This window comes from Pseudofulvibacter geojedonensis (genome assembly GCF_042675745.1).
Taxonomy (GTDB): domain Bacteria; phylum Bacteroidota; class Bacteroidia; order Flavobacteriales; family Flavobacteriaceae; genus Pseudofulvibacter; species Pseudofulvibacter geojedonensis.
This window is the reverse complement of the sequence record NZ_JBHTJM010000009.1, coordinates 238419-257014: the sequence shown is the minus strand read 5'-3', so window position 1 is coordinate 257014 and position 18596 is coordinate 238419. Positions and strand designations below refer to the sequence as shown.

Sequence of the window (18596 nt, the reverse complement as noted above, 5' to 3'; positions counted from 1 at the left end):
TAACCAATATAAAAATGATAAAAAAAGTAGCCTTATTAGTGATAGGAGTGTCTTTAATGACATCATGTGTTTCTAAAAAAGTATATGCAGATTTAGAGGACAATTACGCAAAACTTAAGAAAGAAAACAGAGCTTTAGAAGATAAGAACAAGGATTGTTTAGAAGAAACGGAAGCATTAGAGTCACAACTTGCTGAAGCTAAATCGAATATTGAGCAATTAAAAGCGGATAAAGCAGATTTAGCTAATCAGTTGGCAGAAGTACAACAAAATAGATCTAAATTAGATAAGTCATATAAAGCATTAGAGAAGAATAGTGCTTCTGTTTTAGCAGAAAATCAGAAAAAGAATAGAGAGTTATTAGAAAAGTTAGAGGCTAAAGAGAAAGATCTTAAGGCAGAGCATGATAGGCTGGTAGCTTTACAAAAAGAATTAGATGCTAGATCTAAACGAGTAGATGAGCTAGAAGCAGCTTTGGCGGCTAAAGATGCTAATATGAAAGCTTTAAAAGAGTCTATATCTAAAGCTTTAACCAATTTCGAAGGTAAAGGGTTAACTGTAGAGCATAGAGATGGTAAAGTATATGTTTCTATGGAAAATAAATTATTATTCCAATCTGGTAAATGGGATGTGGGAGCAGAAGGACAAAAAGCTGTAGAACAATTAGGAGCTGTGTTAGCTGAGAACCCAGATATTAACGTATTGATAGAAGGTCATACAGATGATGATGCTTACAGAGGTTCAGGACCTATTTCTGGTAACTGGGATTTATCTACAAAAAGAGCTACTGCAATTGTAGCTATTTTACAAAAGAATGATAAAATTAATCCAACATCTTTAACGGCTGCAGGTAGAAGTGCCTATGCTCCAATTGCAGATAATGATACTCCAGAAGGAAAGGCTAAAAATAGAAGAATAGAGGTGGTCTTAACTCCTAAGTTAGATGAGGTTTCTAAATTATTAAACGAAGTTAAATAATACTTTATGAAATATACTGTTTTACCAAATACTGACATTAAGGTTAGTAAAATTTGTTTAGGAACTATGACTTTTGGAAATCAAAATTCAGAAGCAGATGCTCATGAACAATTAAGTTATGCTGTAGACAAGGGAGTTAATTTTATAGATACTGCAGAAATGTATGCAGTACCACCAAGTGCAGCTACACAAGGTAAAACAGAAGAATATATAGGCAATTGGTTTGCTAAAACAGGCAAGAGAGAAGAGCTTGTTTTAGCAACTAAAATTGCTGGCCCAAGTAGAGGAATGACTTGGATTAGAGAAGATTTAAGCTTCTCTAAACAGAATTTTATTACTGCTTTAGAAGATAGTTTAAAGCGTTTGCAAACAGATTATGTAGATTTATATCAATTGCATTGGCCAGAAAGAAATGTAAATATTTTTGGTCAGCGTAATTACTCTCATGATGCATCAGAACAATGGGAAGATAATTTTAATCAGGTATTAAGTGTTTTAGACGAGTTAGTTAAGTCTGGCAAAATTAGACAGGTAGGTGTTTCTAATGAAACGCCTTATGGTACCATGCGTTTTTTAGAAGAAGCTAAAAAAGGATTGCCAAGAATGATTACTGTTCAAAACCCTTATTCGTTGTTAAATAGAACTTACGAGTATGGAATGTCTGAAATATCTATGAGAGAAGACATTGGTTTGTTAGCTTACTCTCCATTAGGTTTTGGAACCCTATCAGGTAAGTATTTACTACCTAACCCTCCAAAAGACGGAAGGGTAGCTATGTTTCCGCGTTATCAGCGTTATTCTAGTGAACAATCTACTTTAGCAATTAGAAAATATAAAGAAATAGCCGATAAATACAACATGAGCCTTACTCATTTGGCTTTAGCTTTTATAAACCAGCAGCCTTTTGTAACTAGTAATATAATAGGTGCTACTAAAATGTCTCAGTTAAAGGAGAATATAGAGAGTATTCATGTAGAGTTAACTACAGAAATACTGGCAGATATAGAGCAGGTTCACAGTATAATACCTAATCCGGCTCCTTAATTAGTTTGGTTTTTCCAATTCTCGTCTCCTTTTTTAATTAGTTCAGCAGGGTTTTCTTCTTGCCAAGATGTTAAGGTATTGGTTCCCCAAGCGTTGTAAAAAAGGTAGAGTTTACTATCTCTTACTTCAAAAGTTTCAGGGTTTATAGGAAACTTTTTGTTTTTAGCAGCAACACCATAAGCACAATACCCTCCATATTCAGGTAGGTATTTTTCGGGTGCTTCGGTAAATTGTTTAAGGTGTTCTTGAGAGCTAAATAAAAAAGTTACATCATTATAAGTAGTTTGGTGTTCCTTGTTTCCTTTTCTGCTTTGTTATCAAAATAGCTCACTACATCATAACCTTCTATAGCGAATCCTTTTTTGGTATAAATGTCTTTGTTTTGTGAGTAACTAGTTAATGAGCTTACAACAACTAATAAAAATAAAAAATGCTTCATAAAATATATTTTTATGAATGAGTCTTTAGAAAAAGTAAAAGCTAACAGTTAGCCAAACAATTCTGTTACCACTTGCTCTATTTTAGAAACACCTACAATTTCTATTAGAGTATTTTTTAGTCCTATTTTGTTGTGTTTAGACACCATAATTTTGCTAAAACCTAATTTTTCTGCTTCAGATATTCTTTGGTCTATTTTGTTAACGGGTCTTATTTCTCCAGATAGGCCTACTTCTCCTGCAAAACATATGTCTTTTTCTATTGTAATGTCTTCGTTGCTTGATAAAATAGCTGCTACTACAGCTAAATCTATTGCAGGATCATCTATAGAGATACCACCGGTAATATTTAAGAATACATCTTTAGCTCCTAGTCTAAAACCAGCTCTTTTTTCAAGAACAGCTAAAAGCATATTAAGACGCTTAGCATTATATCCAGTAGCACTACGTTGAGGAGTACCGTAAACAGCAGTACTAACTAAAGCTTGAATTTCAATTAATAAAGCTCGCATTCCCTCTAAGGTTACAGCGACGGCATTACCGCTTAATTGTTCGGTGTTTTTAGAAAGTAATATTTCTGAGGGGTTAGCAACTTCTCTTAGTCCGTTAGATAACATTTCAAAAATGCCAATTTCATGGGTAGATCCAAAGCGATTTTTGAGTGAGCGTAAAATTCTATAAACGTGGTTTCTGTCTCCTTCAAACTGTAGTACAGTATCTACCATATGCTCTAAAATCTTAGGCCCAGCAATGTTTCCGTCTTTAGTAATATGACCTATTAAGATAACCGGTGTAGCTGTTTCTTTTGCATATTTAATTAATTCTGAGGTGCACTCTCTAATTTGAGAAATACTTCCGGCAGACGATTCAACAAAATCAGTATGCAATGTTTGTATAGAATCTATAACTACAATATCTGGCTCTATTGCTTCAATTTGCTTAAAAATATGTTGTGTTTTAGTTTCAGTAAGAATGTAGCATTGTTCAGAATTTGGAGTAATTCTAGCAGCTCTCATTTTAATTTGCTGGGCACTTTCTTCTCCAGAAACATATAAGGTTTTAAAAGGTAATTGTAATGCTATTTGTAGCAACAAAGTAGACTTTCCAATACCTGGTTCACCTCCAAGTAGGGTTAAAGAACCTGGAACAATTCCGCCACCCAAAACTCGGTTAAATTCTTTATTAAGTGTTTTTAAACGAAGTTCTTTTGAAGTCTCAATATCAGAAACTTTTATAGGTTTTGCTACTCTATTAGATTTAACTAAACCTACTAGTCGTTTACTTTGTTTGTCTTCTTTTTGTATGATCTCTTCTACAATAGTATTCCAGTTATTACATGAAGTACATTGCCCTTGCCATTTAGCATAAGAAGCTCCACAGTTTTGACAATAGAATGTTGTTTTTATTTTCGCCATTGTTGCAAAAGAAAAATAGGAAGTTAGTAAAACTAACCTCCTATCTTTATAAAAGTGTTTTTAAAATTAGTATCCAAAATCAGCCTTAATCATATCTGCATAATGTAACATGTCGTCTTTGGTTAATCTACCAATAGGTTCCATAGTAAATGCATTTTGGTATGCTTTCATTGCCTTTTTTGGCTCTTCTGTGTTTTCGTAAAACTGAGCGATATAATAAAGCCCTAACATAGTTTCTGGGTATTCTTTTTTAGCTAATTTTCCTAAAAGTTCTAAAGCTTCCCAATCTTCATTTTTCTTAATAGCAGCTTCTGCAGCATTAAAGTCATTTAATCTAATTTGTTTTTCTATACCATAAAGAGTTTCTATGGTTTCGTATTTCTTAACTAAATAGTCATAGGCTGTTCCTTCGTCATACCCTAGAATTTCTTCTTTGTATTCTCTTTTGCTGATGGGTTTATACTTTTCAAAAATATTTTCTATGGCACTAGGAATGGAATGAGCAACTAATTCATAATGCGATTTTTTTGGGAAGTAATTGTAGTTATAATGAAACAGCTCGTTGCTTATAGTCTTTAGTTGTCCATGTAATGAAGCAATACTGTTTTTGCTTTTCTTTCTGTCGTCTTCTGCGGTAGCTAAAGTGTAAAAAATATCGTTTTCTGTAGCTTCTAATTGCTCTTTTAGTCTCACTTCCATTTTTGGTGTAAAACTAGGACTTAAGGAAATGTATCCGTTAAAAAATGGTTTTTCTTGGAATAAGTAAAAATTTAAAAAGTTTGCAGATTCACCATGACCAGCAATAATTCTGAAAGGAACTGTTCTATAATTATTATCTAAAAAGTTAAAAAGTTCTAAAGTAACAAACTCAAAAAAAGCAGCTCCAGTTCCGTCTGGTAATCCGTTTAAATCATCACATAAGAAATCATTTTCTTTTGTTTCTAATTGCTTAATGCCAACTACTATTGCATCAGGCATTTCATCCCAATACGAGTAATAATCTACAATTCCAGCTATAGGATTAAAAAGATAGTCGCCATCTAGAACTACAATAACAGGGTACATAGTGTCTGCATTAGCTTCATAATCTCTAGGTAACTGTATTTTAAGTTGAACTTTTCCCTCTGGTCCGTCTATTTCTGCTAATGAAGCTTGTGAAAAAGTTAGGATACTAGTTAAAAGAAAAGCAATTAATAAATTAATTTTTTTCATGGTATTATTTTAAATAAGAATTAGTCTAATATTATTAAAAGCTGAATTGGCTTTTTAAGAAGTACAATATACTTATTTTTTTTGATTGAGGATTGGTATCAAAAAGAATGATAATGCTCCAGCAACAATAGTTAGCAAAGTTTGAGAAGACCATATAATCCATCCAACGGCTAAACCAGAGGCTTTACTAATACCAAAAAGTAACAAAGTTTCTCTTATTACATAAGGAAAACTTCCTAAACCTCCGTTAGTTGCTGCAATAGTGAAAGATCCTGAAATAAAAGAGCTTAAACCAGCACCAATTGATATGTTTTTGGTTTCATCTACAGCAAAAAAGATAACGTAAAACATGAGTACGTACATAGTCCAAATAAAGACTGTATGAAAAATAAAAGTCCATTTATTTTTCATGTGTAAAATGCTAAATACACCATCTTTTAATCCGGTAATAAAGCTTTTTAGTTTTAATGTAAATTTATTATTTGGTTTTTTTAGATATTTATAAGTTAAAGAGCCAAGAATTGTAATTATAAGTATAGAACCAATAAGTAATATGGGGTTAGAACCTAATTTATCTATCGTTGCTTGAGAAAATGAAATAATAACATCTGATACCATTTCATATTGAAAAATTAAAGCAACCAGAACTATAATAATAGACATGATAAGGTCTGCTATTCTTTCTGCTATAATAGTACCAAATCCTTTTTCAAATGGAATGTTGTTATAAGTGGTTAAGGTGGTGGCTCTCAATATTTCGCCAGATCTAGGAATTCCTAAATTAGCAAAATAAGCAATCATAACAGCCATAAATCTGTTAGCTAGAGATGGGGTGTAGCCCAAAGGCTCTAATGTGTATTTCCAACGGAAAGCTCTAGATAGATGACTTAAAAAACCCAATAATATCGATATACATACCCAAAAGTAATCAGCGTTTTTAATGTATTTAATAACATCTGTTCTCTCTTTTGGAGTTGCTTTGTTATAGGTAAGCCAAATTAAAAAAACACCAAAAGCTATTGGTATAATAATTTTTAGTGTTTTTATGATCGTTTTTTTGTTCAAAAATCCTATTTCAATAGGTTGTTTTCTTCGTTAGGGAATACTAAAGAAGGTTTGAATGTTTTAGCTTCTTCAATATCCATCATGGCATAAGTAATTAAAATTAACACATCTCCTGGGGCAACTTTTCTAGCAGCTGCACCGTTTAAAGTGATTTCGCCAGAATTGCGAGGTCCAGGGATTGCATAGGTTTCAAGGCGCTCACCATTATTGTTATTTACAATCTGAACTTTTTCTCCTTGAACTATGTTTGCAGCATCCATTAAATTTTCATCAATGGTAATGCTTCCTATATAATTTAAATCGGCACCAGTTACTTTAACTCGGTGTATTTTCGATTTTACTACGTGTACTAACATGGGGCAAAGGTATTAATTTAATGCGATATTGTCTATTAATCTTATGTTCTCTATAAACGCAGCAATAAATATTCTGTATTTTTTATTTTTTGACTTGCGTTTTACTGTTTTAAGGGTGTCAATATTTGCTATTTCAACATATTCTAAGTTGAATTTTTTATTTTTGGCAAACTGCTTGGTAACCCATTCTGTTACTTCTTTAGCACTTTTTGTGCCAAACTTTTCTTTGGCAGCTAATAAAGTTTTATGTATAAAAGCAGCTTCTTTTCTTGCAAGTAAACTTAATCGCTCGTTTCTTGAACTCATTGCTAAACCAGAATCTTCTCTATAGATATCACAACCTACTATATCTAAATCTAATTTTAGTTTTTGGGTAAGTTTTTTTACAATTTGGAGTTGTTGAAAATCTTTTTCTCCAAAATAAGCTTTGTTGGGTAGTACCAATTTAAATAAGATTTCTAAAATTGTGCCTACACCATTAAAATGACCTTTTCTGTGTTTACCCTCCATTTCGAATTCTAAACCGTCAAATTTATACTCTTTAGAAGTAATTTCTTGTTCGTAAATTTCGTTAGCAGAAGGAGCAAAAACTATAATATCATCACTAATACTTTCTATAAGTTTTACATCGGCATCTAAAGTTCTTGGGTATTTGTCTAAATCAGCATTATTGTCAAACTGAGTGGGGTTGACAAAAATGCTTACAAAAACAATGTCGTTTTCATCAAAAGCATTCTGTATTAAAGATAAATGCCCTTTATGTAGAGCTCCCATCGTTGGAACAAAACCAATTGTTTTTTTGGTTGCTTTATGGGAGGTGACTAAGGTTTCAACCTCTTTTTTTGTATTAAAAACAGTCATTTTACAAAAAATTAACGAGTGGCAAACTTAATACATTACTGTTAATCTGCATAATTTTTGTAATTTTGCAAAGTTTTAAACTAAAGTAATATATAGATAAGTTGCTTTTTGTAGCATTAGTGACTCTAAAAATATACACATGAAAGATAAAAGGGTTTTGTACGTTTCGTCAGAAGTAGTTCCATATTTACCAGAAACAGAGATTTCGTCTAATTCGTTTCAAGCGGCTAAAATGGTTAATGCTGTTGGAGGACAAACAAGGATATTCATGCCTAGATTTGGTAATATAAACGAAAGAAGGCATCAACTACATGAGGTAATTAGATTGTCCGGAATGAACCTTGTAATTAATGATTTAGATATGCCTTTAATTATTAAGGTGGCTTCTATCCCAAAAGAAAGAATGCAAGTTTATTTTATTGATAATGAGGAGTATTTTAAGAGAAAAGCGACTTTTACAGATGAAGACGGAGAACTTTTTGCTGATAATGATGAGAGGGCAATCTTTTTTGCTAAAGGTGTTATTGAAACAGTAAAGAAATTAAATTGGGCGCCAGATGTTATTCATGTCCACGGGTGGATGGCTTCTTTATTGCCTTTATATTTAAAAGAGTACTTTAAAGATGAGCCTTTATTTACAGACAGTAAAGTGGTTACATCTGTATATTCTAGTGGTTTTGATGGAGCTTTAAATATGAATTTGATTGATAAGATTGCTTTTGATGAGATTGATAAAGAAATAATAAAAGATTTAAAAGAGCCTACTTACAATAACTTCATGAAACAAGCAATAGATCATTCAGATGGTGTAATTATAGGCTCATCAGATGTTAATTCTGAGTTAACAACATACATTGAAAGTTCTGAAAAACCTACTTTAGATTTTAAAACGCCAGATGAGTACGAATCTGCTTATACAGAATTCTATAATACCTTAATGGCTGAATAAGAAAAAACATGAAAAGAATACAAAATCTAATGTGTGCAATTCTTGTAATTGCATTCTTTTTTACTTCTTGTGAGAAAGATTTTAATGGTATTGGTAGTGATATTTTAGATCAAACTAATTTTGAAGGTGGATTACAAGTAGATCAGTCTATGTTAAGTGTTTCTACAGAACAAATTAATTTTCATTCCCCTCAAGGGAATACGATTCCATTTCCAGTTCAAACAGATAATTTGTCATATAATTTATTAGGCTATTATCATGATCCTATTTATGGTAATACTACCAATACAATAGTTTCTCAAGTTAAATTAAATGTTTATGGAATTGATTTTGACCCAACATCACGATTAAAAAAAGTAGTAATAGCTGTTCCGTATTACAGTACGAAAACAGAAACAGATGCTGATGGTAATGGAACTTATGAGCTAGATTCTATTTATGGAGCAACAGAAATAAAATTATCAATTCATCGTTCAAATTATTTTTTAAATGAATATGCGCCAGGAGATAATGGAGATTTTGATGAAGCTCAGAAGTTTTATTCAAATGATGCTAGTTTATTGAATGGTAATTTATTAGAAGAAATTTATTCAAATGATAATTTTGTTCCTAGTGAAGACGAGAGAAGGATTTTTGAAGAAGATCCTGAAGATCCAGCTGACCCACAAGTTGTTGAACGACTTTCTCCAAGACTATGGGTAGAGTATAATAGTGATGTACCTGCTGATGCTGCTAACTTGGCTAATTTTGATTGGCTGTTAGATCCTGCTAATGCATCAAACTTAGAAAATGAAAGCAGTTTTCAAAATTTTTATAGAGGACTGTATTTAAAAGCAGAAAGCGTTAATGCTAATGCGGGCACTCTCATGGGCTTAGATTTGTCTCAAGCCTATATAGACATTACTTATGAGTACGATGTTGTAACATATCCAGAAGACACTAATGGAGATGGAGTAAATAATGAAGATGATGATCCAGTAACGACTCCTACAGAAGGGGTGGTAAAGATGACTTTCACAGGAAGAAATGTAACCTTTTTTGAAAATGATTTTAATTATAACCAACAACCAGATAGGTTATATTTAAAAGGAGGTGAAGGTTCAATGGCTGAAATTGAAATATTAAAAGGTGATCATGACAATGACGGGATGACAGACCTTGAAGAATTAAAAGAAATTGCAGCAGCAGAAGATTGGTTAATTAATGAAGCGAATATGCAATTTTATGTTGATAATACTATGCCACATGGTAGTGAACCAGAGCGTATAATGTTATTTAATATAGACAGTAATCAAGTTTTGTTAGATTATATCTTTGATGCAACTACAGATACAAATCCTAATAATGTTAAAATTAAACATTTAGGTAGGCTACAAAGGGATGCTTCTGGTAATGGTGTTAAGTATGACATTAGCCTTACTGAGCATGTTCATAGTCTAATAAAATCAGATTCTACCAATGTAAGGTTAGGGTTAATGTTGTCAAATAATATTTCATTATTAGGAAGTTCAGAAATTAAAAATACAGAGGCCAGTGATGGTTCTTCTGATTTAGTTTTGTCTTCATCTGTAGTTTCTCATAGAGGAACGGTTTTATACAATGAGGATGAAACAGATGAAGATAAAAAGTTAAAGTTAAAGATTTACTATACTAAAAGAACAGAATAGATTATGTGCGGAATAGTTGGTTACATTGGTTATAGAGAAGCATACCCTATTATTATAAAAGGATTACAAAGATTAGAATACAGGGGGTATGATAGTGCAGGAGTTGCTTTGTATGATGGTGTTGACATCAAACTGTCCAAAACAAAAGGGAAAGTAGCCGATTTACAAGCACGTGCAGAGAATGAAATTACAACTAATGGGTCATTAGGTATAGGTCATACTCGATGGGCAACACATGGTGTTCCTAACGATATTAATTCACATCCTCATGTTTCTAACTCAGGAGATTTGGTAATTATTCATAACGGAATCATTGAAAACTACGACCCACTAAAGAAAGAACTAACAAAAAGAGGATATACTTTTCAGTCAGATACAGACACAGAAGTTTTAATAAACTTAATAGAGGATGTTAAGAAAAACGAAGGTGTTAAATTAGGTAAAGCTGTTAGGTTGGCTTTAACACAGGTTGTAGGAGCTTATGCTATAGCGGTATTCGACAAGAATAGGCCTCATGAAATAGTTGCTGCCCGTATGGGGAGTCCTTTGGCTATTGGTGTAGGAGAAGGAGAGTTTTTTGTGGCTTCTGATGCTTCACCGTTTATTGAGTATACTAATAATGCTGTTTATTTAGAAGATGAAGAAATAGCAGTTATTAGTTTGCAAAAAGAATTGAAAATTAGAAAGATATCTGATGATTCTTTGGTTCAACCTTATATTCAAGAATTGCAGTTAAATTTAGAGCAAATTGAAAAAGGTGGTTATGAGCATTTTATGCTGAAAGAGATTCATGAGCAGCCAAATGCGGTTATAGATACCTACAGAGGAAGAATGTTGGTGAACGAAGGAATTATCCGTATGGCTGGTGTAGATGATCATATTGAGAAGTTCTTAAATGCAAATAGAATCATTATTGTTGCTTGTGGCACTTCTTGGCATGCAGGTTTAGTAGCCGAATATATTTTTGAAGACTTAGCAAGAATACCAGTTGAGGTAGAATATGCTTCAGAGTTTAGGTATAGAAACCCTATAATTACTGATAAGGATATTGTAATTGCAATTTCTCAATCTGGGGAAACTGCAGATACTAGAGCTGCTATTCAATTAGCTAAAGAAAAGGGAGCTTTTGTGTTTGGGGTTTGTAATGTAGTAGGGTCAACCATTTCAAGAGAATCAGATGCGGGTGCTTATACGCATGCAGGACCAGAAATTGGTGTAGCTTCTACTAAAGCATTTACCACTCAAATTACAGTTTTAACTCTAATGGCTTTAAAACTTGGTAAGGCAAACGGAAATGTATCTGCTTCAGATTATCATATGCATTTACAAGAGCTAGCTTTAATTCCAGAAAAAATAAAAGCTTCGTTGACCTCAGATGCGCATATTCAAGCTATTTCTGATATATATAAAGATTCGGCTAACTTTTTGTATTTAGGAAGAGGTTTTAATTTTCCAGTAGCGTTAGAGGGAGCCTTGAAGCTAAAAGAAATTTCTTATATACATGCAGAAGGTTATCCAGCTGCAGAAATGAAACATGGTCCTATTGCTTTAATAGATGAGCAGATGCCAGTAGTAGTTATTGCAACCAAAAGAGGTCATTATGAAAAAGTAGTTAGTAATATTCAGGAGATAAAATCTAGATCTGGAAAAATTATTGCTATTGTTAATGAGGGGGATGTACATGTAAAAGAATTAGCAGATCATGTAATAGAGGTTCCAGATACATTAGAGTTATTAAGTCCTTTATTAACAACGATACCATTACAATTATTATCATACCACATTGCGGTAATGAGAGATTGTAATGTAGATCAGCCACGTAACTTAGCAAAATCGGTTACTGTAGAGTAATTATTGTGTATAAATAAATAAAAGAAAAGCATCTGTTACAAGCAGATGCTTTTTTTGTTGCGTAAAAATCTAATTTTTAGTAGTTGTTTTTGAATTAAAAACATATCTTTGCACCGCGAAAAAAGGGCTAACCTTTTTTCCAGTTAATTTTCTAAACATTAAATAGTTAAGAATGTCAGCAGTTACAGGAAAAGTTGCACAGATTATCGGACCAGTTGTGGATGTAGAGTTTAACAGCTCAAATGGTCAACTTCCAAAGATTTACGATTCATTAGAAGTAAACAATAACGGTACAAAATTAGTATTAGAGGTACAATCTCATATTGGAGAAAACACTGTACGTACAATCTCTATGGATTCTACAGATGGTTTAAGTAGAGGTACAGAGGTAGTTGCTACTGGTAACCCAATACAAATGCCAATTGGAGATGATGTTTATGGTCGTCTTTTCAACGTAATTGGTGATGCGATTGACGGATTAGGAGAATTACCAAAGTCAGGAGATGCTGGTTTACCAATTCACCGTCAAGCACCTAAATTTGAAGAATTATCAACTTCTACAGAAGTTTTATTTACAGGTATTAAAGTAATCGACTTAATTGAGCCTTATGCAAAAGGAGGTAAGATTGGATTATTTGGAGGTGCTGGAGTAGGTAAAACAGTATTGATTCAGGAGTTAATTAACAATATTGCAAAAGGACATGGTGGACTTTCTGTATTCGCAGGAGTAGGAGAAAGAACTCGTGAAGGAAATGACCTTTTAAGAGAGATGTTAGAGTCAGGTATTATCAAGTATGGTGATGACTTTATTCACTCTATGGAAGAAGGTGGATGGGATCTTTCTAAAGTAGATAAAGCTGCTATGAAAGAATCTAAGGCAACTTTCGTATTCGGACAAATGAATGAGCCTCCAGGAGCTCGTGCTCGTGTAGCATTATCTGGATTAACAATAGCTGAGTACTTCCGTGATGGAGCAGGAGACGGACAAGGAAAAGATGTATTATTCTTCGTAGATAACATCTTCCGTTTTACACAAGCAGGGTCTGAGGTATCAGCATTATTAGGACGTATGCCTTCTGCGGTAGGTTATCAGCCAACATTAGCAACAGAAATGGGTGCAATGCAGGAGCGTATTACTTCAACTAAAAAAGGATCTATTACATCTGTACAGGCCGTTTACGTACCTGCGGATGATTTAACAGATCCAGCACCAGCAACAACGTTTGCTCACTTAGATGCAACAACAGTATTATCTCGTAAAATTGCCGAGTTAGGTATTTATCCAGCGGTAGATCCGTTAGATTCTACATCAAGAATTTTAACAGCTGATATCTTAGGTAATGATCATTATAACTGTGCTCAAAGAGTAAAAGAGTTATTACAACGTTACAAAGAATTACAAGATATTATCGCTATTTTAGGTATGGAAGAATTATCTGAGGAAGATAAATTGGCGGTAGGACGTGCTCGTAGAGTTCAACGTTTCTTATCTCAGCCATTCCACGTAGCAGAGCAGTTTACAGGTATCCCAGGATGTTTAGTAGATATTAAAGATACTATTAAAGGATTTAATATGATTATGGACGGTGAGTTAGATCACTTACCAGAAGCAGCATTCAACTTAAAAGGAACTATAGAAGAAGCTATAGAAGCTGGAGAGAAAATGTTAGCTGAAGCATAAACTAGTAATGAGATATGAGATATTAGTAGTGAGAACTTCTAAATACTCAATACTCACTACTCAATACTAATAAATTATGTATTTAGAAATAGTAACACCAGAAGCAACTTTATACAGCGGAGAAGTAACCTCTGTTGCTGTTCCAGGAGTAAATGGTGAATTTCAAATGTTAGACAATCATGCACCAGTAGTTTCTATTTTAGGAAAAGGTAATGTGAAAATTTATGGAAATGTTGAGTTAGACAAAAGTGTAGCTGAAAAGTTTTCTAAAGGATCTAATAATGAAACATTGTTAGCTATTAATAGCGGAACAATTGAAATGAAAGATAATAAAGTAATTGTATTAGCAGATTAAATACATTGCTAATTATAATATCAAAACGCCTAACAACTTGTTAGGCGTTTTTTTGTTAAGAACATTCTTGTTTATGAAAATTTACAAGTAAGTTTTTCGTTATATTTGAGCTTATGAATTCATTTTTAGGACACCAAACTACAGTAGATTTTTATGGTTGCCATGAAGAGCGTATTAACTCTTCAAACTATATAAAAAAGGTGTTGTTACAAGCAGCTAAAATGATGAATCTTTCAGTTGTTAATGCAATCATTCACGAGTTTTCTCCAATAGGTGTAAGTGGTGTAATTGTAATAGAAGAAAGTCATATAGCAATTCATACTTGGCCAGAACATAATTATGTAGCGATCGATTTTTTTACATGTGGTAAATCTTATGATTTAGTTGAAGGGATTGATTGGCTTGCAAAAGAATTTCAAGCTAAAAAAGTAACTCAATCCCAAGAAAAGAGAGGAAACTTACAAGAAGTTAAAAAACACACGTTAGTTACCAATGGGCATTAGAAAGCAAACATATTTGTTACTCGATGGCGATAAAGGAAAAAATAAAGGAGACTATTTTGTTGAATATTTCATTTCAGGATTAATAATACTTAATGCATTTGCAATTGTATTGGAATCTTACAAAGAAATTAATATTGAATATAATCTACTTTTTAGAGGAATTGAATTGTTTTCTATCATCATTTTTTCTGTGGAATATATTTTGCGTTTGTGGGTAGCAGATTATATGTATCCGCATTTGTCAAAATTTAAGGCGAGATGTAAATACGCATTTTCATTTTTAGGTTTAGTAGACCTGTTTTCAATATTACCATTTTATTTACCTTTTATATTTAAAATGGACTTGCGTATTATTAGGTCATTGCGTCTATTGCGTTTATTGAGAATACTAAAATTGAATAGACACTTTAAATCACTTAAACTAATAGGTTCCGTAATAAGAAAAACTAGAAATGAAATATTAGTAACAGTTTTTTTAGTTTTATATTACTAATTTTAGCTTCAACTTTAATGTTTAATATAGAAAATGAAGCACAACCAAAAGCGTTTGAAAATATAGGTGAATCATTATGGTGGGCGGTGGCAACGTTAACAACTGTTGGTTATGGAGATATTTATCCAATTATTGGTCTAGGTAAGTTATTAAGTGCTGTAATTGCTTTGTTAGGAATTGGGATTGTAGCATTGCCAACTGGTATAATTAGTTCTGCCTATATAGAAGAGGTTCAGAAAAATAAAAAGACATGTACTTGTCCTAATTGTGGGGAAGTAATAAATAACTAAAATACAATGTTTGGGAAATCAGAAAGTTTTGAATTAGATAAACTGCGAGTAGGGTTTACATTCAAGTTTCAAAAAGTTGAATGGGAAATATTAGAGGTAGGAGAGTATGATTGGCGAGGTGATGGAAGAAGTATAGAATATAAAATTCAGTCTAAAAATAATGAAATAGCTTATTTAGAGGTAGAAAGATATAGAGGTGATATAGAAGTGTATTTTAGTGAAGAAATAACAATCGACTCATCTATATTAGAAAATGCAATTCAAGAAAAATCAATAGTTTATTTAGCTAAAGAGTATAGTTTAGAAGAGAATTACAGAGGTGTATATAAAAATATAACTAATAGTGGGTCATGGGAAGATCTTGAGTCATACGTATTTTACAAAAAAGATATGATGTTTACAATAGAAAAATGGGCTGATGGTAGTTATGAATCTTTTTGTGGTATGGAATTAAAAAAATCAGCAATTAAAAATATTAAAGCTAACTAAATATGAAAAACCTAATTACTTCGGTCTTAGCAATAACATTATTACTATTTTCTTGCGGAAAGTCTGAAAAGCCAGCACTAGAAGTAGCTGTTGAGCCAACTGATGTTCTTCAACAAAAATTATCAGGATCAGACTATTCAATTGTGTTAAACGATATGAATGTTGAAGAACAAAATGATTTGATGGTTTTTAAACACAAATACCACATTTTCAAAGTAGAAAACGATTCTTTAATTGTCGACTCTTTAGATTGGAAACCTGTAAATGAAAAGTTCTTTACAGCTCACGAAAATGATTTAGGAATGGAAATCGTCTCTAATCATAATGGGAAATTATCTAGAGTAGCACAACCAGTAGGATATGGTTGGGCTATTGGAAATCCAAAGTATGGTGAATGGGTAAGTAAAGATGAAGAAAAAGATAGTATAGTTTCAGACTCAACAACAGTGGCATCTAAAAATCATACTACTAGTGAAAGAAGATGGAGATCTCATACTCCAAGTTTGTTATTTTGGTATTGGATGTTAAGAAGGCCAGCTTACCAACGTGATTACAATTCGTATAATGCATATAGAGCTACTTCAACTCCTTACTATGGTAGAACTACTACCGGAGCTTATACACATGGTACTAGGAGTACATATCAGCAGTCTAAACGTCCAAGTTTTTACAGTAGAGTGAAATCTAACTCTGGTTGGAAAAGTTTTTCATCTAGAAAGAGTAGAAGCTCATCTAGATATAGTGGGTCTTCTTCTACTAGGTCACGTTCAGGAGGTTTTGGAAAGTAATTTTTGAAAATTAGATTTGAGTACAAATAAAAGAAAGTCTTTTGTTTTAAAAACCGCCTTGTTTGCAACAGGTGTTAGTGGTATTGTAGCTGAGTATATACTATCTACATTAGCATCATATTTTATAGGTAATGCAATTTTGCAGTTTACACTTATTGTTTCTATTATGCTTTTTGCAATGGGACTTGGGAGTAGAATTAGCAAGTTGTTTAATAAAAACATTGTTGCTTATTTTGTGTTAACCGAGTTGATACTATCGGTATTAGTGTCGTTTTCTGCTATTATTTCTTATTTGGTCTATGGATTTACAGATAGCTCGTGGCTGGTTATTTATATACTTTCTATTTTAATAGGATTGTTAATAGGGTTAGAAATTCCTTTTGCAACAAGAATTAACAATGAATTTGAAGAACTTAGGTTAAACATATCTAATATTCTAGAAAAAGATTACTACGGAAGTTTAATCGGAGGACTGTTTTTTGCTTTTGTAGGCCTACCTTATTTAGGTTTAACCTATACACCCTTTTTACTTGGACTTTTAAACTTGTTTATCTCTTTTTGGCTTTTTTTAGTGTTGAAAGATTTTATAGGTGCTAAATGGCAAAAAGGATTTAAGATTGCTTATTTATTAGTGTTTGTAGGTATAACATTAGGAGCTGTTTTTGCTAAGCCAATTGTCACTTTTGGAGAACAAGTAAAGTATAAAGATAAGATAGTTTATACAAAGCAAACTAAGTACCAGAAAATAGTAGTTACTAAGTGGAGAAATTGGCATTCGTTATATATCAATGGAAATCAACAACTTTCTACTTTTGATGAGTTTATGTATCATGAACCAATGGTACACATGGCTATGAATTTATCAGGAGTTAAAAAAAACATTTTGATTCTAGGAGGGGGAGATGGTTGCATAGCTAGAGAATTACTAAAGTATAAGGGTATTGATAAGATTACATTGGTAGACTTAGATAAGGCAATGATTGAGTTAGGAAAAGAGAATACGATATTTACCGATTTGAATGCCAACTCTATGAATAATGATAAGCTCCAGACAGTAACTCAAGATGCCTTTACATATTTAGAAAAAAGCAAGCAACAATTTGATTTGATATTAGTGGATTTACCAGATCCTAATAATGTAGATTTAAACAAACTTTACACTAAGGAGTTTTATTACTTGTGCAAGAATAAATTATCTGACGATGGAGTTTTTATTACTCAAGCAGGTAGTCCGTATTATGCAACAAAAGCATTTTATTGTGTAGATAAAACCTTGAAATCTGTTGGTTTTAAAACCTTGCCAATGCATAATCAAGTTTTAACATTAGGAGAATGGGGTTGGGTGTTGGCAAAGAAAAAAACAATAACAAAAGAAATGTTATCAAATATAGACGTTTCTAATGTTTCTTTAAGATGGTTTAACAATGAAGCAATACCGCAAATTACTTCCTTTGGTAAACCTCTTGTAGATACAACTGGAATAAAAACTAATACTATTTTTGAACCTGTATTGTATACCTATTACAAACAAGGTAATTGGGATTTGTATTAAAAAAACCTAACAAAAGTTAGGCTTGTATTTCAAAATTATATTTAAGTTATTCAGTCTTCAACCCTAATTTGTTCATAACTGTTTTAGTAATATCAAATTTTTCATCTGCATAGGCAAATTCATTACCATCTGTAGTTAAAATTTGTGAGTAGTTTTGCTCTTTAGCTACAGTTTGCACCATGTCACTAATCTTTTGATAAAGCGGCCTTAATAGTTCGTCTTTTCTGATTTGAGTTAATTTTACACCGTTATTTTTAAACTTATTAATGTCATTTTCTAAAGCAATTATTTCTTGTTGAAGGGTTTTTTTCATTACATCTGAGTTGGTGGTTTCTCCTTCTTTGTATTTTTCTATTTTAACTTTATAACTAGCTATTTTGTCTTCGTAAGCAGAACTTAATTCTTTTCCATACTTATCAAGCATATGTTGAACTTGAGTCAACTCTGGCATTTTACTCAATATCAAGTCTATATTTACAGTTCCAACCTTGCTTTGTGCCTGAATATTTAAACTAGCTAGAAATAAAGAGCTAACAATAAAAAAGTATTTTAATTTCATAATTATTTAATTTCATTTTTTCAAAGATACTAAACAGGGTGTTGCTTCCAAT

18 protein-coding genes and 2 pseudogenes are annotated in these 18596 nt (G+C 32.3%); 12 read left to right on the top strand and 8 right to left on the bottom strand.

The window, feature by feature from the left end; translation table 11 throughout:
• The first annotated feature begins 14 nt into the window (after positions 1-14).
• Together ACFQ1O_RS10765 and ACFQ1O_RS10760 are read left to right on the top strand one after the other, a co-directional pair.
• A complete protein-coding gene (locus ACFQ1O_RS10765; RefSeq protein WP_377716026.1) occupies positions 15-977 on the top strand; it encodes an OmpA family protein in 963 nt (320 codons plus the stop codon).
• A 6-nt stretch (positions 978-983) separates the two neighbouring features.
• Positions 984-2021, top strand: coding sequence for an NADP(H)-dependent aldo-keto reductase (locus tag ACFQ1O_RS10760; protein WP_377716025.1), 1038 nt, complete (start codon positions 984-986; stop codon positions 2019-2021).
• Here the strand turns inward: ACFQ1O_RS10760 and ACFQ1O_RS10755 are convergent.
• From ACFQ1O_RS10755 to panC, 7 genes and pseudogenes are all read right to left on the bottom strand, one after another.
• Positions 2018-2269, bottom strand: a pseudogene (locus ACFQ1O_RS10755) (YHS domain-containing (seleno)protein); the annotation flags it as partial. The gene ACFQ1O_RS10760 and the pseudogene ACFQ1O_RS10755 sit on opposite strands and share 4 nt — an antisense overlap.
• A gap of 17 nt (positions 2270-2286) precedes the next feature.
• A complete protein-coding gene (locus ACFQ1O_RS10750) occupies positions 2287-2460 on the bottom strand; it encodes a hypothetical protein (protein WP_377716024.1) in 174 nt (57 codons plus the stop codon).
• A gap of 48 nt (positions 2461-2508) precedes the next feature.
• The gene (gene radA / locus ACFQ1O_RS10745) at positions 2509-3873 is read right to left on the bottom strand and encodes a DNA repair protein RadA (protein ID WP_377716023.1); all 1365 of its coding nucleotides are present in this window, start codon (positions 3871-3873) and stop codon (positions 2509-2511) included.
• 66 nt (positions 3874-3939) lie between these two features.
• Positions 3940-5085 carry an alpha/beta hydrolase gene (locus tag ACFQ1O_RS10740; protein ID WP_377716022.1) on the bottom strand — a complete coding sequence of 382 codons (1146 nt, stop codon included), beginning with the start codon at positions 5083-5085 and terminating at the stop codon, positions 3940-3942.
• Between the two features lie 72 nt (positions 5086-5157).
• Entirely contained in the window at positions 5158-6150 is a 993-nt protein-coding gene (locus ACFQ1O_RS10735) for a lysylphosphatidylglycerol synthase transmembrane domain-containing protein (protein ID WP_377716021.1), read from the bottom strand.
• Positions 6151-6155: 5 nt separating this feature from the next.
• A complete protein-coding gene (gene panD / locus ACFQ1O_RS10730) occupies positions 6156-6506 on the bottom strand; it encodes an aspartate 1-decarboxylase (protein ID WP_377716020.1) in 351 nt (116 codons plus the stop codon).
• Positions 6507-6518: 12 nt separating this feature from the next.
• A complete protein-coding gene (panC, locus tag ACFQ1O_RS10725; RefSeq protein WP_377716019.1) occupies positions 6519-7367 on the bottom strand; it encodes a pantoate--beta-alanine ligase in 849 nt (282 codons plus the stop codon).
• A gap of 139 nt (positions 7368-7506) precedes the next feature.
• Here panC and ACFQ1O_RS10720 point away from each other — a divergent pair, with 139 nt between their 5' ends.
• From ACFQ1O_RS10720 to ACFQ1O_RS10675, 10 genes and pseudogenes are all read left to right on the top strand, one after another.
• Positions 7507-8316, top strand: coding sequence for a glycogen/starch synthase (locus ACFQ1O_RS10720; protein WP_377716018.1), 810 nt, complete (start codon positions 7507-7509; stop codon positions 8314-8316).
• A gap of 8 nt (positions 8317-8324) precedes the next feature.
• Entirely contained in the window at positions 8325-9983 is a 1659-nt protein-coding gene (locus tag ACFQ1O_RS10715) for a DUF4270 domain-containing protein (protein ID WP_377716017.1), read from the top strand.
• A 3-nt stretch (positions 9984-9986) separates the two neighbouring features.
• Entirely contained in the window at positions 9987-11834 is a 1848-nt protein-coding gene (gene glmS / locus ACFQ1O_RS10710; protein ID WP_377716016.1) for a glutamine--fructose-6-phosphate transaminase (isomerizing), read from the top strand.
• Positions 11835-12006: 172 nt separating this feature from the next.
• A complete protein-coding gene (atpD, locus tag ACFQ1O_RS10705) occupies positions 12007-13515 on the top strand; it encodes a F0F1 ATP synthase subunit beta (protein WP_377716015.1) in 1509 nt (502 codons plus the stop codon).
• A gap of 76 nt (positions 13516-13591) precedes the next feature.
• Entirely contained in the window at positions 13592-13870 is a 279-nt protein-coding gene (locus ACFQ1O_RS10700; RefSeq protein ID WP_377716014.1) for a F0F1 ATP synthase subunit epsilon, read from the top strand.
• Between the two features lie 113 nt (positions 13871-13983).
• On the top strand, positions 13984-14373 hold the full coding sequence (gene speD / locus ACFQ1O_RS10695) for an adenosylmethionine decarboxylase (protein WP_377716013.1): 390 nt from the start codon (positions 13984-13986) through the stop codon (positions 14371-14373).
• Positions 14363-15156, top strand: a pseudogene (locus ACFQ1O_RS10690) (ion transporter). The gene speD and the pseudogene ACFQ1O_RS10690 overlap by 11 nt, the downstream one beginning before the upstream one ends.
• A gap of 6 nt (positions 15157-15162) precedes the next feature.
• Positions 15163-15645, top strand: coding sequence for a DUF4178 domain-containing protein (locus ACFQ1O_RS10685; RefSeq protein WP_377716012.1), 483 nt, complete (start codon positions 15163-15165; stop codon positions 15643-15645).
• A 2-nt stretch (positions 15646-15647) separates the two neighbouring features.
• A complete protein-coding gene (locus ACFQ1O_RS10680) occupies positions 15648-16433 on the top strand; it encodes a hypothetical protein (RefSeq protein WP_377716011.1) in 786 nt (261 codons plus the stop codon).
• 16 nt (positions 16434-16449) lie between these two features.
• Positions 16450-17985, top strand: coding sequence for a polyamine aminopropyltransferase (locus ACFQ1O_RS10675; RefSeq protein ID WP_377716010.1), 1536 nt, complete (start codon positions 16450-16452; stop codon positions 17983-17985).
• A gap of 46 nt (positions 17986-18031) precedes the next feature.
• Here ACFQ1O_RS10675 and ACFQ1O_RS10670 read toward each other — a convergent pair whose 3' ends face one another.
• Entirely contained in the window at positions 18032-18544 is a 513-nt protein-coding gene (locus ACFQ1O_RS10670; protein WP_377716009.1) for an OmpH family outer membrane protein, read from the bottom strand.
• Positions 18545-18596 lie beyond the last annotated feature (52 nt).

Coding starts and splice junctions, on each gene's coding strand:
- ACFQ1O_RS10765 (WP_377716026.1), top strand. CDS start 15: ATGATAAAAAAAGTAGCCTTATTAGTGATAGGAGTGTCTTTAATGACA.
- ACFQ1O_RS10760 (WP_377716025.1), top strand. CDS start 984: ATGAAATATACTGTTTTACCAAATACTGACATTAAGGTTAGTAAAATT.
- ACFQ1O_RS10750 (WP_377716024.1), bottom strand. CDS start 2,460: ATGAAGCATTTTTTATTTTTATTAGTTGTTGTAAGCTCATTAACTAGT.
- radA (WP_377716023.1), bottom strand. CDS start 3,873: ATGGCGAAAATAAAAACAACATTCTATTGTCAAAACTGTGGAGCTTCT.
- ACFQ1O_RS10740 (WP_377716022.1), bottom strand. CDS start 5,085: ATGAAAAAAATTAATTTATTAATTGCTTTTCTTTTAACTAGTATCCTA.
- panD (WP_377716020.1), bottom strand. CDS start 6,506: ATGTTAGTACACGTAGTAAAATCGAAAATACACCGAGTTAAAGTAACT.
- panC (WP_377716019.1), bottom strand. CDS start 7,367: ATGACTGTTTTTAATACAAAAAAAGAGGTTGAAACCTTAGTCACCTCC.
- ACFQ1O_RS10720 (WP_377716018.1), top strand. CDS start 7,507: ATGAAAGATAAAAGGGTTTTGTACGTTTCGTCAGAAGTAGTTCCATAT.
- ACFQ1O_RS10715 (WP_377716017.1), top strand. CDS start 8,325: ATGAAAAGAATACAAAATCTAATGTGTGCAATTCTTGTAATTGCATTC.
- glmS (WP_377716016.1), top strand. CDS start 9,987: ATGTGCGGAATAGTTGGTTACATTGGTTATAGAGAAGCATACCCTATT.
- atpD (WP_377716015.1), top strand. CDS start 12,007: ATGTCAGCAGTTACAGGAAAAGTTGCACAGATTATCGGACCAGTTGTG.
- ACFQ1O_RS10700 (WP_377716014.1), top strand. CDS start 13,592: ATGTATTTAGAAATAGTAACACCAGAAGCAACTTTATACAGCGGAGAA.
- speD (WP_377716013.1), top strand. CDS start 13,984: ATGAATTCATTTTTAGGACACCAAACTACAGTAGATTTTTATGGTTGC.
- ACFQ1O_RS10685 (WP_377716012.1), top strand. CDS start 15,163: ATGTTTGGGAAATCAGAAAGTTTTGAATTAGATAAACTGCGAGTAGGG.
- ACFQ1O_RS10680 (WP_377716011.1), top strand. CDS start 15,648: ATGAAAAACCTAATTACTTCGGTCTTAGCAATAACATTATTACTATTT.
- ACFQ1O_RS10670 (WP_377716009.1), bottom strand. CDS start 18,544: ATGAAATTAAAATACTTTTTTATTGTTAGCTCTTTATTTCTAGCTAGT.